Below are 15,352 nucleotides of genomic sequence, written 5' to 3' on the forward strand. Positions count from 1 at the left end.
AGTCTATTTTCCGGATGAACATCATATTAATTTATAATCTTTCTTATAGATAAATAGCTTAAACCACATAAAAGCCCTCCAATTGCTCCAATCAAATGTGCCTCTGTTAATACTGGGCTACCGATGAGCTGGGCTGTACCCGTTTGTCCAAAAGTATTTTCCCAGACCAGTTTTGCAATAATCAGTACCAAGACCAGAATGGCAAATTTACGTTCGTTCTTATACTGCAGATATACCAGTCCTACCGCGGTATACAAGCCATGTAGTACGCCTGAAAGACCTGCATAGGCATCAATATAAGGTAAGTAAAAATAGAAAACCAAGCTGATGAATGGCGACAAGACCAGTAGTAATGCCCCTAAATGCCAATTGCGAACATGTGGAAAAATAAAAGGTAAGCACGCAAAGGCCAGCATATTTAACAGAAAATGTATCCAGCCCACGTGTACCCAATGTGCAGTCCATAACCGCCAGAATTCAGTAAGTAAGCTCGGTCTCCAGTAAATGAAATAATCGGAAAAAACTTGCAGACATGCCGATATGGATACACATATCGCGATCAAAATGACTTTTTCTATCCATATTTGATCTTTCATTGATTGACCACCTCTTGAAAAAACAGACCTTTTACCCAGTGTAAGTGCTGGTGAGGTAAAAGGCCGTTTAATTCAGGTTACTCAGCTGGCGTTTCTTGCGCTGGAGCGGCCTCATCCTGTGCTGGTGCAGAGGCTGCCTCGCCACCCCCATCAAAGAGTGAATCCAGTTCAGCTGAACTTTCTTGTTTGTCATCCCAGAATGTGGTCATGCCTTCATCGCTTGCTCTGACACCGGTATTTTCAGTCCAGTAACGGTCTGCAATGCCACGTACCATCAAACCAGCCATTTTATCAATCAGTCTGAACTGAGGATTTGCAGGTTTGTCATCACCTGTTGCGGCTGCATAAGAACGCAATGCATCACGTAATTTGGCATCATCACCGCTGGCCTGTGCTGCAACAGCATATAAAGCATGGGATAAGCGCACACCTTTCTTCTCGCCAATCGCCATTGATTGTTTCATGGTGGCATACGGTTCAGGTTTACCATCGCCAGCGCCAGGTAATAAAGTCCAGATCACGGCGCGAGTCGCCATTGGCGCACCCCAGAATTTTTCATTGTCCAGACAGGTCATGCCACGCTCAACAATCCCGGCAATATCCTTAGGCACATTGATTGCACCGCCCGAGTTAATGTCATTGGTCATGGCTTGCAAGCCACTCACCATACCGAGTAAATACACGGTCTGATCCAGATCATTACGCATGGTTGGGCATGAATCGCCTAATTTATATTTGTATTTTGATTCCCAACGATGGGCAAAAAGTTGATAACCTGCATATTGACGTTCAGCCGCAATCCCAGCCCAACGTTTCTGCTCGATACGCGCGTCTTGAGCTTCCGAAACCTGACCTGCTTTAGATGCACGTAAATAACGTAATTCTGCTTCCAATGCCTGATTCTCAGCACAAATTCCTGCTGCGGTATACAGCAGCACAGCCATACGTGTTGGATCGGCACCCATATCTTTGGTTGACATCACTGCAGGCGTTAATGCATTGCCTGAGTTACACACCATTTCAGCATCATCCATGGCCAAAATCGGTGGAACGATATGTTTTTCACCAAAACCTAATGCGACATTTGCTCCAGTTTTAACAACATATGAACATCCAGATAACATTGATGTTGTCAGCAAAGCTACCGCGATGCCCTGTCCAATTTTATGGAGTTTAGACATACTTCCTGTCCCTCTAATAATTTGTTTTTTCCTTTTAGCTGTACATTATCAGATGCAATACTTGAATTAAAGAGTAATTGCTCTAATTTTACAGGGACATTTTGACATACTTCACACATGAATAAATTGACAGATCTGCGGCGATACAGAAATTTCAGGCAAAAAAAAGTAGCATTGCGACGGTTCAGCACATGCTACTTATTAACTGGTAAAATCGTGAAACTCTTTATCTTTTAGTTTTGTTGAAAAAAATCCTTGAGTAATGTCCCGGCTCTTCCTACTACAATCGCCATAACGATCGCAATTACCAGAAACATCCACATTGAAATCTCCATAGAGACCTCCTACACTTTTCGTATCTACTTTTGATAGATACTAGATTGGCGTTCACCATCGATATTCACAGGAGCGTGATATATTGATGATACTTTCAATCTCTTTCTCTTGGTCACAGCAACAGGTTGATGTGATTCAAGATATTCCCTGAGTAAAGTTCCTGCTCTTCCTACTACAATCGCAAACACAATTGCGATCACCAGAAACGACCATGTTGGAATTTCCATTTTGGACCTCCACCACACTTTACGTTGGTGTTTGTACTTTAACGAAAATAAATCGGTCTTGAGGGGCAGATTGTCTGACAATCATAATTTTCACTATTTTTTAGAGTTTTTAACCTAACAATCGAAGCAAAATACACGCTTAAAAATAATATATCATTGAAATTTATAAAATAATTAATTATATACAGATGTAAAATTGTCAAACAATTAGCCCAGTTTTGCCTGTAATTTTAAGGATTTCCACTGTAAAAATGATAACTGATCCCACCAGATGATGAAATTTTTATGTTTTGGATCAGAAAAACACAGCACGATATAAGCTTGATGATCAATTATTCTTGTGATGGATCGGGTCTGGATCGGAAGAGATGAATCGTAAAATTCAAATGACCACGCCTGTTGGTCGAGATGCTCAAAACGTTTTAATCGGGGTTGCTGCAGAAATAGTAACCAGCTCAATATCAATATGAAGCAACTGCCTAACCATACAGCCAAAGAAAACAAAGAATACGTCAGGCTAACAATCAACAGCAGCATAAACAGTTGCAATACCATCGAAAAACGACTGTATTGCAACTCAAAAACACGATCAGCCGTGGACATAATGTTTTAGTTTGAGAATAAATGCTTTCAGTTCAGTCCTTGGCGGTTCCCCAACTTCCATGAACCAGTCCAGTAAATCCGGATCTTCCTGATCAACCAGTTCTGCGAATAAGGCCTTTTCAGCCGGATCGGCAGTGAGATAGTAATTTTTAACATATGGGTCAAAATATACATCGATTTCTTTTAAACCACGACGTGCACGATACACGACCTTACGTTCTTCCAGTGTCATTTCATCAGACATTATCTGTTCCACTATGCAATCATTTACTCTGATAGTGTACCTGATCCCCCTTTAACTTCGCAGCGTTTTTTCTCAACTGACCAAATACATCAATCAAATTGAGCATTGATCACATTGTTCACTATTTTCCCTTTCTTGTATGGTGAAGAGGATGATCTACATTCAACAAACCAGGGAAAATATAACAAATGCAATCAGGTGCAATTCGTCCAGTTCCAAACATGCTCGCGCGTAAACTCTTTACTTCTGATCATGAAGCATTTCGTGAAACTGTACGTAAATTCTATGAAAAAGAAGTTGTTCCAAATATTGAAAAATATGAAAAACAACAACATGTTGACCGCGACTTATGGAATAAGGCCGGTGAGCTTGGCTTGCTGTGTACCACCATGCCAGAGCAATATGGCGGCTCAGGTGTTGATCGTCTCTACAGTATGATTCTGATTGAAGAACAAGCCTATGCCATGGACTCCAGCACTGGTTTTTCATTACATTCAGATATTGTGGCCAACTATATCAACAACTTTGGTAATGAAGCACAAAAGCAGCACTGGCTGCCAAAAATGGCAACGGGTGAAGCGGTCACCGCGATTGCCATGACTGAACCAGGAACAGGTTCAGACCTGCAAGCCGTTCGTACTACCGCGGTACTGGATGGCGATGACTATGTGATTAATGGCTCGAAAATCTTTATTACCAATGGCTATCTATGCGATATGGCCATCGTGGTGTGTAAGACTGGCAATAGTGAAAAAGGTTCAGCCAATCTGTCGTTAATTATTGTGGAAGCAGATCGTGCGGGCTTCAGTAAAGGCAAACCTTTGAATAAAATCGGGATGAAAGGTCAGGATACCTGTGAGCTGTTCTTTGACAATGTTCGCGTTCCGAAAGAAAACCTGCTCGGTATGGAAGGTATGGGTTTTATGATGCTGATGAAAGAATTGGCATGGGAACGTATGCTGGTTGCTATCATTTGTCAGGCTGGTGCTGAAGCCGCTTTTGCACATACTGTGCAATATACCAAAGACCGTAAAGCCTTCGGCAAAGCCATTAGCACCTTCCAGAACACCCGTTTTAAACTGGCTGAATTACGGACGGAAATTGATTTCTGTCGCACTTATTTAGATCGCTGTATGGAGTTACAACTCGAAGAAAGCTTAGGAGTCGATGCTGCTGCCGCTGCAAAATATAAAATTTCCGATATGTTCTCGAAAGTGGTGGATGAATGTTTACAGTTACACGGTGGTTATGGCTACATGCTGGAATATCCAATCGCACGTGCCTATATCGACAACCGTGCCAACCGTATTTATGCAGGTACCAATGAAATCATGAAAGAATTGATTTCCCGTACTCTCTAAAGACAGAAAAACAAAAAGGGATCATGCTTAATGTATGATCCCTTTTTATTTATTTAACTTCTGTTTTCTCATTGCCCGTCTGGGCAGCTTGCGGATTCATCCGTTGCATTAACTGCTTGACCTTAGGGTTTTCACTATACTGTTGCATGGTGGTATTCAGTGCATTGCGCGCATTTTGTGTGGTGAAATGTGCCACCTCACTACCAACATCACTAGCTTTCTTGGCCCAGACCTTCCCTTCAGCAGATTGGTAGAAGTTCAACGCAGCCTGTAATTCTTTTTCACTAAAGCTTTCGACATAGCGCTGTACAATAAACTGCTTGCGTTGCTCACTATCCAGATTCTTAGTTAAATCGCTATAGAAGCTTTCTGGCAAATCCTTGGGCAAACGCATCCGGATTTGCTCTAGAATCATTTTATCGGTGTTTTGCAACCCCTGTTCCGTGCCATCGACCGATACCAGTTTTTGTGCAATCGCTGCCTTCTGTTTTGCATCATCAGCAAAAGCCAGACTGCTTGATAACATGATCCCCAAAATGATAAGTTTTTTCATCCAATCATCCCTATCTTAATTTTCTAATCTGCCCAATATACGTGATATTTTTACAATTCAAAGCTTATTTCCAATAAAAAACCCTATGTATGGACATAGGGTTTTCAATGATCAGGTTACTACATTACGAGACCAGTTTTGGTTTACGGTCAGCATGTTCATCACGTTTGTGAAACTGTAGAACGCCATCATTAAATTTAGCATCTTTCAACTCTTTACGGTCTGCCAGATAGTTATTGGTAATTTTCCAGGGCGCTTGCTTGCCTTGTTTCGGCATCACATCTGCGGCACGCGCAATATAGCCAGAAGACATTTTGCCCATAATCGTGTCGTGTTCCAGTTGTGATGGGTCCGCATGCGCAATCACTTCATCAAAACCATTCTTGTCCATATGATTGAGCAAACGGCAAATATATTCAGCGGCAATATCAACTTTTAAGGTCCACGAGGCGTTGATATAACCAATGATCATGGCCATATTCGGTACATCGCTGACCATCACCCCTTGATAGAGCATATGTTGTGAAGTGTTCATTGGCTTACCGTCAATTGACCCTTTCACACCACCCAGAATCTGAATTTCCAGACCTGTTGCAGAAATGACGATATCTGCTTCAAGATGCTTACCAGATTTTAGTTGGATGCCATTGGCCGTGAACTTCTCAATTTGATCCGTTTCTACGCTGGCCTGCCCCTGACGTAATGCTTTAAATAAATCGCCATCCGGTACCACACATAAACGTTGATCCCAAGGGTTATAGCTCGGGGTAAAGTGTTTCATGTCAACTTTACCTTTCAACTGCAACTCAATCCCTTTCAGCAATAAGCGACGTACTGTTTTTGGATATTTTTGTGCAAGCGCATAAATACCACGTTGCATGCCAATGTTACGTGCACGGGTAAATTTATAAGCGGTTTCTTCAGACATAAATTTACGGGTTTTTTCATAAATAAAGTCAATTGAAGGCACGGTTGCAATATAGGTTGGTGAACGCTGTAACATGGTTACATGACCTGCCCCACCTTTGACCATTGAAGGCACCAAGGTAATTGCAGTTGCACCACTACCAATGATCACGACTTTCTTACCGGTGTAATCCAGGTTTTCAGGCCAATGTTGCGGATGAATAAACTGACCTTTGAAATCTTCCTGTTTCGGGAATTTCGGTGCATAGCCCTGATCATAATTATAGTAACCGGTACAGCCCATCACAAAGTTTGCGGACCAAGTTTGCTTTTTCTTGTTGCTATCTTCAATCTCAACAGACCATTTTTTCTTGCTTGAATCGTAATTTGCAGAAAGCACGCGATGACCAAAATGGATTTTTTCTTTCAACTGATTTTCGCTAATCACATCGCTTAAGTAGCTTTTGATTTCAGCGCCACTCGCAAGCACTTTTTCTTTTGCCCATGGTTTGAAGTTAAAACCGAAGGTCGACATGTCCGAATCAGAGCGAATACCAGGGTAACGGAATAAATCCCAAGTTCCACCAAAACTGTCACGACGTTCTAAGATTTCAAATTTACGTTGTGGACAGTTCTTAGAGAGGTGTACAGCCAATCCGATTCCTGAGATCCCTGCACCAATAATTAATACATCAACTTGCTTTTCCATTTTTTTTATACCCTGTATAAACCATGTCTTTATTAAAGCACAAATTTGACAATACACAATGTCAAGTTTAGTCATTCATCGGTTTTTTTATATCAGTTCGGGACATTTTGATAAAAATCTGCTGGCAAAAATGTTGAGATTTTTGCTTGGATTTCTGAATTGAATATCTTTAATCGAGTAAGAAGATGGTATAAGTCTTAAGATTATTACAGCTGTACCCTAGCGCAGAAAAAGCTTCATCAACAGCTCATCCGTATATTCATTGTTATTTTTCAAGGCTTTTTTATCTACCCCATACACCTCAAAGCCCATTTTTTGATATAGCTTGATGGCTGACTGATTATCTGCGGCAACGGTCAGCAAAACTTGTTCTACCTGTGCTTGACTATAGGCGATAACAGCACGAAGTAATGCGGTTGCTATGCCTTGGCTTTGAAATTCTGGTTCAATAAATACACTGGATAGAACAGCCTTATGAACCAACTATATTCCACTTTCTTGTATTAACGCCGCCAAGCCTATAATTCTATCTTTATGATCAACCCCAAAAATTGTTGAATTTGATAAGCAACTTTGAAAAAAACTTAACGGCTTTACGATTTCTACATCATAAGTAGAACCGAACATTGCAGGGGCTTTTGCTAAAGCTGAAAGCCGAATCTCTCTAAAATCATTCAGCTCATTCACACTTAGAATTTTAATCTCAATATCTAATATATGTATTTAAATTTTTTATAGTATCTCAGCTTAATTTAGCACAATGGTCAAATACTCAAACCAATATTGATAAGCAAATTATTATTGAGAATCTTCCCATCTCGGAAAACATCAAAAACAAACAATAAAAAGGCCGGTTATTACACCGGCCTTTTTTGGAACAACTGACTGTTCTACACGTAGAAGTATTATTTTACTTCACGGTCAACGAGTTCAACGTAAGCCATCGGTGCAGCATCACCTGCACGGAAGCCCGCTTTAAGAACACGAAGATAACCGCCGTTACGTTCTTTGTAACGAGGGCCAAGAACGGTAAATAATTTACCAACAGTTGCTGCAGAACGAGTACGAGCAAACGCTAAACGACGGTTTGCTACTGTATCGTTTTTTGCCAAAGTGATTAAAGGCTCAGCAACGCGGCGAAGTTCTTTCGCCTTAGGCAAAGTTGTTTTAATTAACTCGTGCTCAACTAAAGCATTTGTTAAGTTTTGGAACAACGCCTTACGGTGGCTGCTTGTACGGCCTAATTTCACACCACTATTACGATGACGCATGGTGATAGTCCTACTTAATTAACGGCTACGATAGGCAAAACGGTCATCCATACGGAGACTAGCTGGTGGCCAGTTCTCTAAACGCATGCCGAGTTGTAAACCTTTCGATGCCAAAACATCTTTGATCTCTGTTAACGATTTTTTACCTAGGTTAGGAGTTTTTAACAACTCAACTTCGGTACGTTGAACAAGATCACCAATGTAGTAAATATTTTCTGCCTTCAAACAGTTAGCAGAACGAACAGTTAGCTCGAGATCATCTACTGGACGAAGCAAAATCGGGTCAACTTCTTCGCGAGGTTCTTGAGCAACCGGAGTTTGATCTTTCTGAAGATCAACAAAAATTGCAATTTGTTGTTGCAAGATTGTTGCCGCTTTGCGGATTGCTTCTTCTGGATCAACAGTTCCGTTAGTCTCAAGATCGATCACTAACTTATCAAGATCGGTACGTTGTTCAACACGAGCATTTTCTACTGTGTATGAAACACGCTTGATTGGGCTATAAGAAGCATCTAACTGTAAACGACCTACTGGACGTGTTTCACCTTCAGGGAAACGTGAGTCAGATGTTTCATAACCACGACCTTGAGCAACTTTCAGGCGCATTTTTAATGAACCAGAAGAACTCAAAGTACCGATTAAATGATCAGGGTTAACCACTTCAACATTATGAGGTAAACGAAGGTCAGCTGCAGTTACGTCACCTGCCCCTTGTTTCTCTAATGTTAAATATGCTTCATTTTGATCGAACAGCTTAATAGACAATCCTTTTAGGTTCAGCAAGAGCTCGACGATGTCCTGCTGCAAGCCTTCTAAAGTACTGTACTCGTGCTCGACACCTTCTATTTCTACTTCAACCACAGCAGCGCCAGGTAAAGAAGACAATAGAATGCGACGTAAAGCATTACCTAGAGTATGACCAAAGCCACGCTCTAAAGGTTCCAGAATCACTTTTGCCGAGGTCCCGCTCACCGCTTCGACCTTGATCGCTTGCGGAGTTAGAAACTCGTTTGCAGTACGCGTCATTTATTGCTACCTCAAGGATTATTTAGAATACAATTCTACAATCAAGCTTTCGTTGATTTCAGCAGGTAAATCAGAACGATCTGGCGCAGCTTTAAACGTACCTTCTAACTTAGAATGATCAACTTCCATCCAAGCAGGGATACCACGTTGAGCAGCTAATTCAATTGCGCTTTTGATACGTAATTGTTGTTTAGCGCCTTCATGTACTGCAATTACATCACCAGCTTTAACTTGGATAGATGCAATGTTAACACGACGACCGTTCAAAGTGATGCTACGGTGAGATACTAACTGACGAGCTTCTGCACGTGTAGAACCAAAACCCATGCGATAAACAACGTTATCAAGACGGCTTTCAAGCAACTTCAACAAGTTCTCACCTGTTGCGCCTTTAACACGAGCAGCTTCTTTATAGTAGTTACTAAATTGACGCTCTAACACACCGTACATACGACGTACTTTTTGTTTTTCACGTAATTGTAGTGAGTACTCAGATTGTTTGCTACCACGAGCTCCGCCATGTTGGCCAGGAGCTTTAGCATGTTTTTTAGTCTTAACGTCAAATGGTTTAACGCCAGATTTTAATTGCAGGTCTGTCCCTTCGCGGCGAGAGAGTTTGCATTTTGGACCAATATAACGAGCCATGAATGTTTCTCCTTACACGCGACGTTTTTTAGGTGGACGGCAACCGTTGTGCGGAATTGGAGTCACATCGGTAATGCTGTTAATTTTATAACCCACTGCACCTAATGCACGAACCGCAGATTCACGACCAGGACCAGGACCTTTTACAAGGACGTCCAAGTTTTTCAAACCGTAATCTAAAGCAGCTTTACCAGCAACTTCAGCAGCTACCTGAGCAGCAAACGGTGTTGATTTACGTGATCCACGGAAGCCTTGTCCACCTGAGGTAGCCCAAGCCAATGCATTACCTTGACGATCGGTAATCGTAACAATGGTGTTATTAAAAGAAGCGTGAATGTGTGCGACACCTTCAGAGACGGTACGAGTGACCTTCTTGCGTGCGCGAGTATCTTTAGCCATCTTTTAGCTTCCAGAAATCTTATTTCTTAATCGGTTTGCGCGGACCTTTACGGGTACGTGCGTTAGTTTTGGTGCGTTGTCCGCGAACAGGCAAGCTGCGACGATGACGAAGACCGCGGTAGCAGCCTAAATCCATTAAACGTTTAATGTTCATGGAAATTTCGCGACGTAAGTCACCTTCGGTCGGAACCTTAGCAACTTCTGCACGAATCGCATCAAGCTGAGCATCATCTAATTCACGGATCTTTGTAGTTTCAGTGATACCTACAGCAGCCAAGATGTTCTTAGCAGTGTGGCGACCGATACCAAAAATATACGTGAGAGAGATAACAGCATGCTTGTTATCCGGAATGTTTACACCGGCAATACGAGCCATTCAATTTTCTCCAAAAAGGCAGTCAAGATAATCAACCGCCCCACAAAAATCTTGAGGGGCGGATAATAACCTAATTAGCCTACTGAAATCAACAGGTCTTAATTAAATTAACCTTGACGCTGCTTATGACGAGGTTCTGCGCTACAAATTACGCGAATTACCCCATTACGACGGATAACTTTACAGCTACCACAAATTTTCTTTACAGAAGCTTGTACTTTCATGATGAAACCTTCTAAGTGCGCTTATCCCTTAGGATGAGCAGTCGTTTTTCTCATTAACGTTTGATTATCATATTGATGCGAAGTAAGGTGCGCTTGGAGTTGCGCCATAAAGTCCATTACCACTACCACTACAATCAGTAACGATGTCCCACCCAGATGGAATGGAATACCGAACGAGCTTTGTAGCACCATAGGCATTAAACACACTACAGTGATGTAGATTGCACCAATGAAGGTCAAACGGTTAAGAATATGATCTAAATAACGAGCCGTTTGCTCACCTGGGCGGATACCAGGCACATATGCCCCGCTACGTTTTAAATTCTCTGAAACTTCTTTCGGGCTAAATACAAGCGCCGTATAGAAATAACAGAAGAAGATAATCAACGCGCCAAAGAGCATTAGATACAACGGCTGTCCAGGCGATAACACCAATGCCAGATCTTGTAGGCTACGTTTCACAATTCCTGCATTTGGATCAGCACTTCCTAACCATTGTCCCAAGCTCGCTGGAAATAATAACAATGAGCTTGCAAAAATTGCCGGAATTACACCCGCCATATTAATTTTTAATGGCAAATGCGTCTGCTGTGCAGTAAATATACGACGGCCTTGCTGTTTTTGAGCATAGTTCACTGGAATACGACGTTGTGCTTTTTCAATAAACACGATCGCAGCTAAAACGGCTAATGAGAGTAAGCCGAAGACAACTAAACCAATTAAACTACCCTGACCATTCTGTACAGACGTAAACGACTGAATCACAAGATTTGGCAAACCTGCCACAATTCCTGCGAAAATGATCATCGAGATCCCATTACCAACACCACGTTCGGTAATCTGCTCGCCCAACCACATCAAGAACATGGTTCCTGCAACTAACGAAGTTACTGCCGGAACATAGAATGCCAGACCTGAGGTTAAGGTAATACCTTGACTGATCAAGCCAGCACACATCCCTATACCTTGCACCAGTGCAAGAAATAAGGTGCCATAACGCGTATATTGATTGATCTTACGTTTGCCTTGCTCGCCTTCTTTTTTCAAAGCTTCCAGTGAAGGAACCACCGTAGACATCAACTGCACGATAATCGATGCAGAAATGTACGGCATGATCCCTAACGCCAGAATCGACATGCGTTCTAATGCACCGCCAGAGAACATGTTAAATAAACCTAAGAAGGTACCTTCATTAGCTTTAAAAAACTGTGCTAGCGCTACATTATCAATCCCCGGCAACGGAATATGCGCTCCTAGTCGAAAGACCAACAACGCGCCAATCAAGAACATTAATCGACGAATAATTTCACGGTATTTCACATGAAACGGTTGGCCTTTCATCATGTTGACATGACCTGAAGAACTAGGAGTCATAGACACTCGAGATTACTCCTCGACTTTACCGCCAGCAGCTTCAACAGCAGCTTTAGCGCCTTTAGTCAACACAACACCTTTAACAGTGAATGCGCGAGTGATTTCACCAGAAAGAACGATGCGAGCACGAATTTGGTCACGACGAACAACATTCGCAGCTTTCAAAGTTTCAAGGCTAACTACATCGCCTTCAACTTTGTTGAGCTCAGACAAACGTACTTCAGCAGTTTTCAAAGCGATTTGGCTAGTGAAACCGAATTTAGGCAAACGACGATATAACGCAGTTTGACCGCCTTCAAAGCCTGGACGAGTACCACCACTTTTACGTGAGTTTTGACCTTTGATACCACGACCACCAGTCTTACCTACGCCAGAACCGATACCACGGCCTAGACGACGGTTTTCACGTTTTGCACCTTCTGCAGGTGAAAGTTCATTTAAACGCAGAGTCATGGCTTATTCCTCTACACTAACCATATAGTAAACTTTGTTGATCATACCACGGTTAGAAGGCGTATCTTGCACTTCTACAGTATGACCAATACGACGCAGACCTAAACCTTGAAGGCAAAGTTTATGATTTTTTAAACGATGCGATGAAGATTTAGTCTGGGTAACTTTAATCGTTTTCATGATTGATTACCCTTGAATTTGTTCTACTGAAAGACCACGTTTCGCAGCGACTTTCTCAGGAGAAGTCATATCACGCAAACCTTTGAAAGTTGCGTTTACTACGTTAGCAGCATTTGTAGAACCATAACATTTAGCAAGTACGTTATGTACACCTGCAGCTTCAAGAACAGCACGCATAGCGCCACCAGCAATTACGCCAGTACCTTCTGAAGCAGGTTGCATGTATACACGGCTTGCGCCATGACGAGCATTCACAGGGTGTTGTAAAGTAGTACCCGCGAGGTCTACAGTGATCATGTTACGACGAGCAGCTTCAAGTGCTTTAGAAATAGCAGCTGGAACTTCACGTGCTTTACCACGACCAAAACCTACACGACCGTTACCGTCGCCCACAACAGTTAATGCTGTGAAAGAGAAGATACGACCACCTTTAACAACCTTGGCTACACGATCAACGGCAACCAGCTTTTCAACGAGACCTTCGTTTTGTTCAACTTTCGCCATGATTAGAACTCCAAGCCGCCTTCACGAGCAGCATCAGCCAAGGCTTTGATACGACCATGATATTTAAAACCAGAACGGTCAAATGCAACTTTAGTAACACCAGCTGCTTTAGCACGTTCTGCGATCAAAGCACCAACTTTTGTAGCTGCATCTACGTTACCCGTAGTACCGCTACGCAAAGATGCATCTAAAGTTGAAGCTTGCGCTAAAACTTTGCCACCATCTGCTGAAATAACTTGCGCATAGATGTGACGCGGAGTGCGGTTTACACACAAACGAGTCGCACCCAATGCACGAATGTGCAAGCGTGTGCTTTTCGCACGACGCAAACGGGTTTGTTTCTTTTCGTTCATAAGAACCTCGCGCCTTATTTCTTCTTAGCTTCTTTACGAAGAATAATTTCATCCGAATAACGAACACCTTTACCTTTATATGGTTCAGGAGCACGGTATGCACGGATTTCCGCTGCCACTTGACCTAACAACTGCTTGTTTGCTGATTTCAAAATGATTTCAGTAGCAGTTGGAGTTTCCGCTGTTACACCTTCAGGTAAAGCGTAGTCAATTGGGTGTGAGTAACCGAGGTTAAGGTTTACAGAAGTACCTTTAACCGCAGCTTTATAACCAACACCAACAAGCTGTAACTTACGTTCGAAGCCTTCGCTAACACCTTTTACAAGGTTGTTCAATACAGCGCGAGCAGTACCAGCTTGCATCCAAGCGTCTTTCGACTCTTTAGCCGGAGCAAGTTGAAGTTTACCTTCTTCCTGTTTTAGCTCGACCAGCGCATGCAGGTTGAAAGACAATGTACCTTTGCTGCCTTTCACTTCGACCTGCCGGCCGTTCTGAGTAACTGTTACACCATTAGGTACAGTTACTGGGGCTTTAGCCACACGAGACATGAGGAATCACCTATTAAGAAACAAAAGCAATAACTTCACCACCGATGCCCGCAGCACGTGCAGCGCGATCAGTCATGATGCCTTTGCTTGTAGAAACAATTGCAATACCTAAACCTTGCTTAACGCTAGGAATTTTATCTTTACCGCGGTATTGGCGAAGACCTGGACGGCTTACACGCTTAACGGTTTCGATAACTGGTTTGCCTTCGAAATATTTTAACGTAATTGTCAGTGTAGCTTTTGTCTCTTCTTGAGCAACGGCTACATCTGAAATATAACCTTCTTGTTGAAGAACGTTTGCAATTGCAACTTTCAACTTAGAAGAAGGCATAGAAACAGTTTGTTTCTTTGCCATTTGTGCGTTACGAACACGGGTTAACATGTCGGCAACGGTATCTTGCATACTCATTTAGTCGCTCCTTACCAGCTTGCCTTAACAACGCCCGGTACATCACCTTGCATTACTGTGTCACGTAATTTGTTACGGCTTAAACCGAACTTACGGAAGTAACCATGAGGACGACCAGTTAAACCACAACGGTTACGAAGACGTACTGGAGATGCGTTACGTGGCAATGCCTGTAACTTTAATGTCGCTTCGAAACGTTCTTCGTCACTCGCATTTACATTTGCAATCGTTGCTTTTAATTCAGCACGTTTTGCAGCGTATTTAGCAACTGTCTTTTCGCGTTTCAATTCGCGATTAATCATACCTTTCTTAGCCATATCGACCTCTTATTTGAACGGGAAGCCGAATGCACGCATAAGCGCACGGCCTTCGTCATCGCTACGAGCAGTGGTCGTAATAGTGATATCTAAACCACGGATACGATCAATTTTGTCAAAATCGATTTCAGGGAAAACGATTTGCTCTTTTAAACCCATAGAGTAGTTACCACGACCATCAAATGATTTCGCAGAGAAACCACGGAAGTCACGGATACGAGGGATTGCGATCGAGATCAAACGATCCAAGAATTCGTACATTTGGTCGCCGCGTAAAGTAACTTTACAACCGATCGGCCAACCGTCACGGATTTTGAAACCAGCGATTGATTTACGAGCAAGAGTCACAACTGGTTTTTGACCAGCAATGAGTTGCATGTCAGCAACAGCGCCATCTAATAATTTCTTATCAGTTGCAGCTGCGCCTACACCCATGTTCAGGGTGATTTTCGTGATGCGAGGAATATCCATCACGTTCTTAACGCTAAGTTCTTCTTTTAACTTTGCTTTAAGTTCGTCGTTGTAACGTGCTTTAAGTCTGGCCATTGCCTATTCAA

The 15,352-nt window shown here is 42.4% G+C and carries 23 protein-coding genes and 1 pseudogene; 1 reads left to right on the forward strand and 23 read right to left on the reverse strand.

Features of this window, described 5'->3' with window-relative positions:
* Positions 1-26: 26 nt before the first annotated feature.
* From rrtA to ACINWC323_RS06360, 5 genes are all read right to left on the reverse strand, one after another.
* Positions 27-596: a rhombosortase gene (gene rrtA / locus ACINWC323_RS0119240; protein ID WP_032881607.1), complete on the reverse strand. Its 570-nt coding sequence runs from the start codon at positions 594-596 to the stop codon at positions 27-29.
* Positions 597-673: 77 nt separating this feature from the next.
* Positions 674-1,777: a hypothetical protein gene (locus ACINWC323_RS06370; protein ID WP_009513892.1), complete on the reverse strand. Its 1,104-nt coding sequence runs from the start codon at positions 1,775-1,777 to the stop codon at positions 674-676.
* A 359-nt stretch (positions 1,778-2,136) separates the two neighbouring features.
* Positions 2,137-2,340, reverse strand: coding sequence for a hypothetical protein (locus ACINWC323_RS0119245; RefSeq protein WP_005227396.1), 204 nt, complete (start codon positions 2,338-2,340; stop codon positions 2,137-2,139).
* A gap of 207 nt (positions 2,341-2,547) precedes the next feature.
* Positions 2,548-2,943, reverse strand: a complete 396-nt coding sequence (locus ACINWC323_RS06365; RefSeq protein ID WP_032881608.1) for a hypothetical protein — start codon at positions 2,941-2,943, stop codon at positions 2,548-2,550.
* Positions 2,930-3,187 carry an FAD assembly factor SdhE gene (locus ACINWC323_RS06360; protein WP_005227398.1) on the reverse strand — a complete coding sequence of 86 codons (258 nt, stop codon included), beginning with the start codon at positions 3,185-3,187 and terminating at the stop codon, positions 2,930-2,932. Before ACINWC323_RS06360 ends, ACINWC323_RS06365 begins: the two co-directional genes overlap by 14 nt.
* 188 nt (positions 3,188-3,375) lie before the next feature.
* On the opposite strand from ACINWC323_RS06360, the gene ACINWC323_RS06355 reads away from it, so the two are divergent.
* Positions 3,376-4,548 carry an acyl-CoA dehydrogenase family protein gene (locus ACINWC323_RS06355; protein ID WP_005227399.1) on the forward strand — a complete coding sequence of 391 codons (1,173 nt, stop codon included), beginning with the start codon at positions 3,376-3,378 and terminating at the stop codon, positions 4,546-4,548.
* Positions 4,549-4,597: 49 nt separating this feature from the next.
* Here the strand turns inward: ACINWC323_RS06355 and ACINWC323_RS06350 are convergent, their stop codons facing one another.
* The 18 genes and pseudogenes from ACINWC323_RS06350 to rplE form a co-directional block, all read right to left on the reverse strand.
* Entirely contained in the window at positions 4,598-5,101 is a 504-nt protein-coding gene (locus ACINWC323_RS06350; RefSeq protein ID WP_009514002.1) for a DUF2059 domain-containing protein, read from the reverse strand.
* A 124-nt stretch (positions 5,102-5,225) separates the two neighbouring features.
* Positions 5,226-6,716: a flavin-containing monooxygenase gene (locus tag ACINWC323_RS06345; protein ID WP_005227403.1), complete on the reverse strand. Its 1,491-nt coding sequence runs from the start codon at positions 6,714-6,716 to the stop codon at positions 5,226-5,228.
* Positions 6,717-6,935: 219 nt separating this feature from the next.
* A pseudogene (locus ACINWC323_RS0119250) lies at positions 6,936-7,433 on the reverse strand (GNAT family N-acetyltransferase).
* Positions 7,434-7,621: 188 nt separating this feature from the next.
* Positions 7,622-7,987: a 50S ribosomal protein L17 gene (gene rplQ / locus ACINWC323_RS06340; protein ID WP_004641032.1), complete on the reverse strand. Its 366-nt coding sequence runs from the start codon at positions 7,985-7,987 to the stop codon at positions 7,622-7,624.
* Positions 7,988-8,005: 18 nt separating this feature from the next.
* The gene (locus ACINWC323_RS06335) at positions 8,006-9,013 is read right to left on the reverse strand and encodes a DNA-directed RNA polymerase subunit alpha (protein ID WP_004660372.1); all 1,008 of its coding nucleotides are present in this window, start codon (positions 9,011-9,013) and stop codon (positions 8,006-8,008) included.
* An 18-nt stretch (positions 9,014-9,031) separates the two neighbouring features.
* A complete protein-coding gene (rpsD, locus tag ACINWC323_RS06330) occupies positions 9,032-9,658 on the reverse strand; it encodes a 30S ribosomal protein S4 (RefSeq protein WP_004775874.1) in 627 nt (208 codons plus the stop codon).
* A 12-nt stretch (positions 9,659-9,670) separates the two neighbouring features.
* Positions 9,671-10,057 (reverse strand): 30S ribosomal protein S11, encoded by a 387-nt coding sequence (gene rpsK / locus ACINWC323_RS06325; protein ID WP_004281491.1) that lies wholly within the window; start codon positions 10,055-10,057, stop codon positions 9,671-9,673.
* Between the two features lie 19 nt (positions 10,058-10,076).
* Complete coding sequence (rpsM, locus tag ACINWC323_RS06320) at positions 10,077-10,433, reverse strand: 30S ribosomal protein S13 (protein WP_000090815.1); 357 nt, start codon at positions 10,431-10,433, stop codon at positions 10,077-10,079.
* 107 nt (positions 10,434-10,540) lie between these two features.
* Entirely contained in the window at positions 10,541-10,657 is a 117-nt protein-coding gene (gene rpmJ, locus ACINWC323_RS19865) for a 50S ribosomal protein L36 (RefSeq protein ID WP_000867907.1), read from the reverse strand.
* A gap of 21 nt (positions 10,658-10,678) precedes the next feature.
* On the reverse strand, positions 10,679-11,998 hold the full coding sequence (gene secY / locus ACINWC323_RS06315) for a preprotein translocase subunit SecY (RefSeq protein WP_171062208.1): 1,320 nt from the start codon (positions 11,996-11,998) through the stop codon (positions 10,679-10,681).
* A 45-nt stretch (positions 11,999-12,043) separates the two neighbouring features.
* A complete protein-coding gene (gene rplO / locus ACINWC323_RS06310; RefSeq protein WP_005227407.1) occupies positions 12,044-12,484 on the reverse strand; it encodes a 50S ribosomal protein L15 in 441 nt (146 codons plus the stop codon).
* A gap of 3 nt (positions 12,485-12,487) precedes the next feature.
* Positions 12,488-12,664 carry a 50S ribosomal protein L30 gene (gene rpmD / locus ACINWC323_RS06305; protein WP_000849088.1) on the reverse strand — a complete coding sequence of 59 codons (177 nt, stop codon included), beginning with the start codon at positions 12,662-12,664 and terminating at the stop codon, positions 12,488-12,490.
* Positions 12,665-12,670: 6 nt separating this feature from the next.
* Complete coding sequence (rpsE, locus tag ACINWC323_RS06300; protein WP_004657688.1) at positions 12,671-13,168, reverse strand: 30S ribosomal protein S5; 498 nt, start codon at positions 13,166-13,168, stop codon at positions 12,671-12,673.
* A 2-nt stretch (positions 13,169-13,170) separates the two neighbouring features.
* Positions 13,171-13,521: a 50S ribosomal protein L18 gene (gene rplR, locus ACINWC323_RS06295; RefSeq protein ID WP_004775881.1), complete on the reverse strand. Its 351-nt coding sequence runs from the start codon at positions 13,519-13,521 to the stop codon at positions 13,171-13,173.
* 14 nt (positions 13,522-13,535) lie between these two features.
* Entirely contained in the window at positions 13,536-14,069 is a 534-nt protein-coding gene (rplF, locus tag ACINWC323_RS06290) for a 50S ribosomal protein L6 (RefSeq protein ID WP_009513965.1), read from the reverse strand.
* A 13-nt stretch (positions 14,070-14,082) separates the two neighbouring features.
* Positions 14,083-14,478, reverse strand: a complete 396-nt coding sequence (gene rpsH / locus ACINWC323_RS06285) for a 30S ribosomal protein S8 (RefSeq protein ID WP_004775883.1) — start codon at positions 14,476-14,478, stop codon at positions 14,083-14,085.
* Between the two features lie 11 nt (positions 14,479-14,489).
* Positions 14,490-14,795, reverse strand: a complete 306-nt coding sequence (gene rpsN, locus ACINWC323_RS06280) for a 30S ribosomal protein S14 (protein WP_004641050.1) — start codon at positions 14,793-14,795, stop codon at positions 14,490-14,492.
* 9 nt (positions 14,796-14,804) lie between these two features.
* A complete protein-coding gene (rplE, locus tag ACINWC323_RS06275) occupies positions 14,805-15,341 on the reverse strand; it encodes a 50S ribosomal protein L5 (RefSeq protein ID WP_004775884.1) in 537 nt (178 codons plus the stop codon).
* Positions 15,342-15,352: the final 11 nt, after the last annotated feature.

Origin of the sequence: Acinetobacter sp. WC-323 (assembly GCF_000314615.1) — a bacterium.
Lineage (GTDB): Bacteria > Pseudomonadota > Gammaproteobacteria > Pseudomonadales > Moraxellaceae > Acinetobacter > Acinetobacter courvalinii.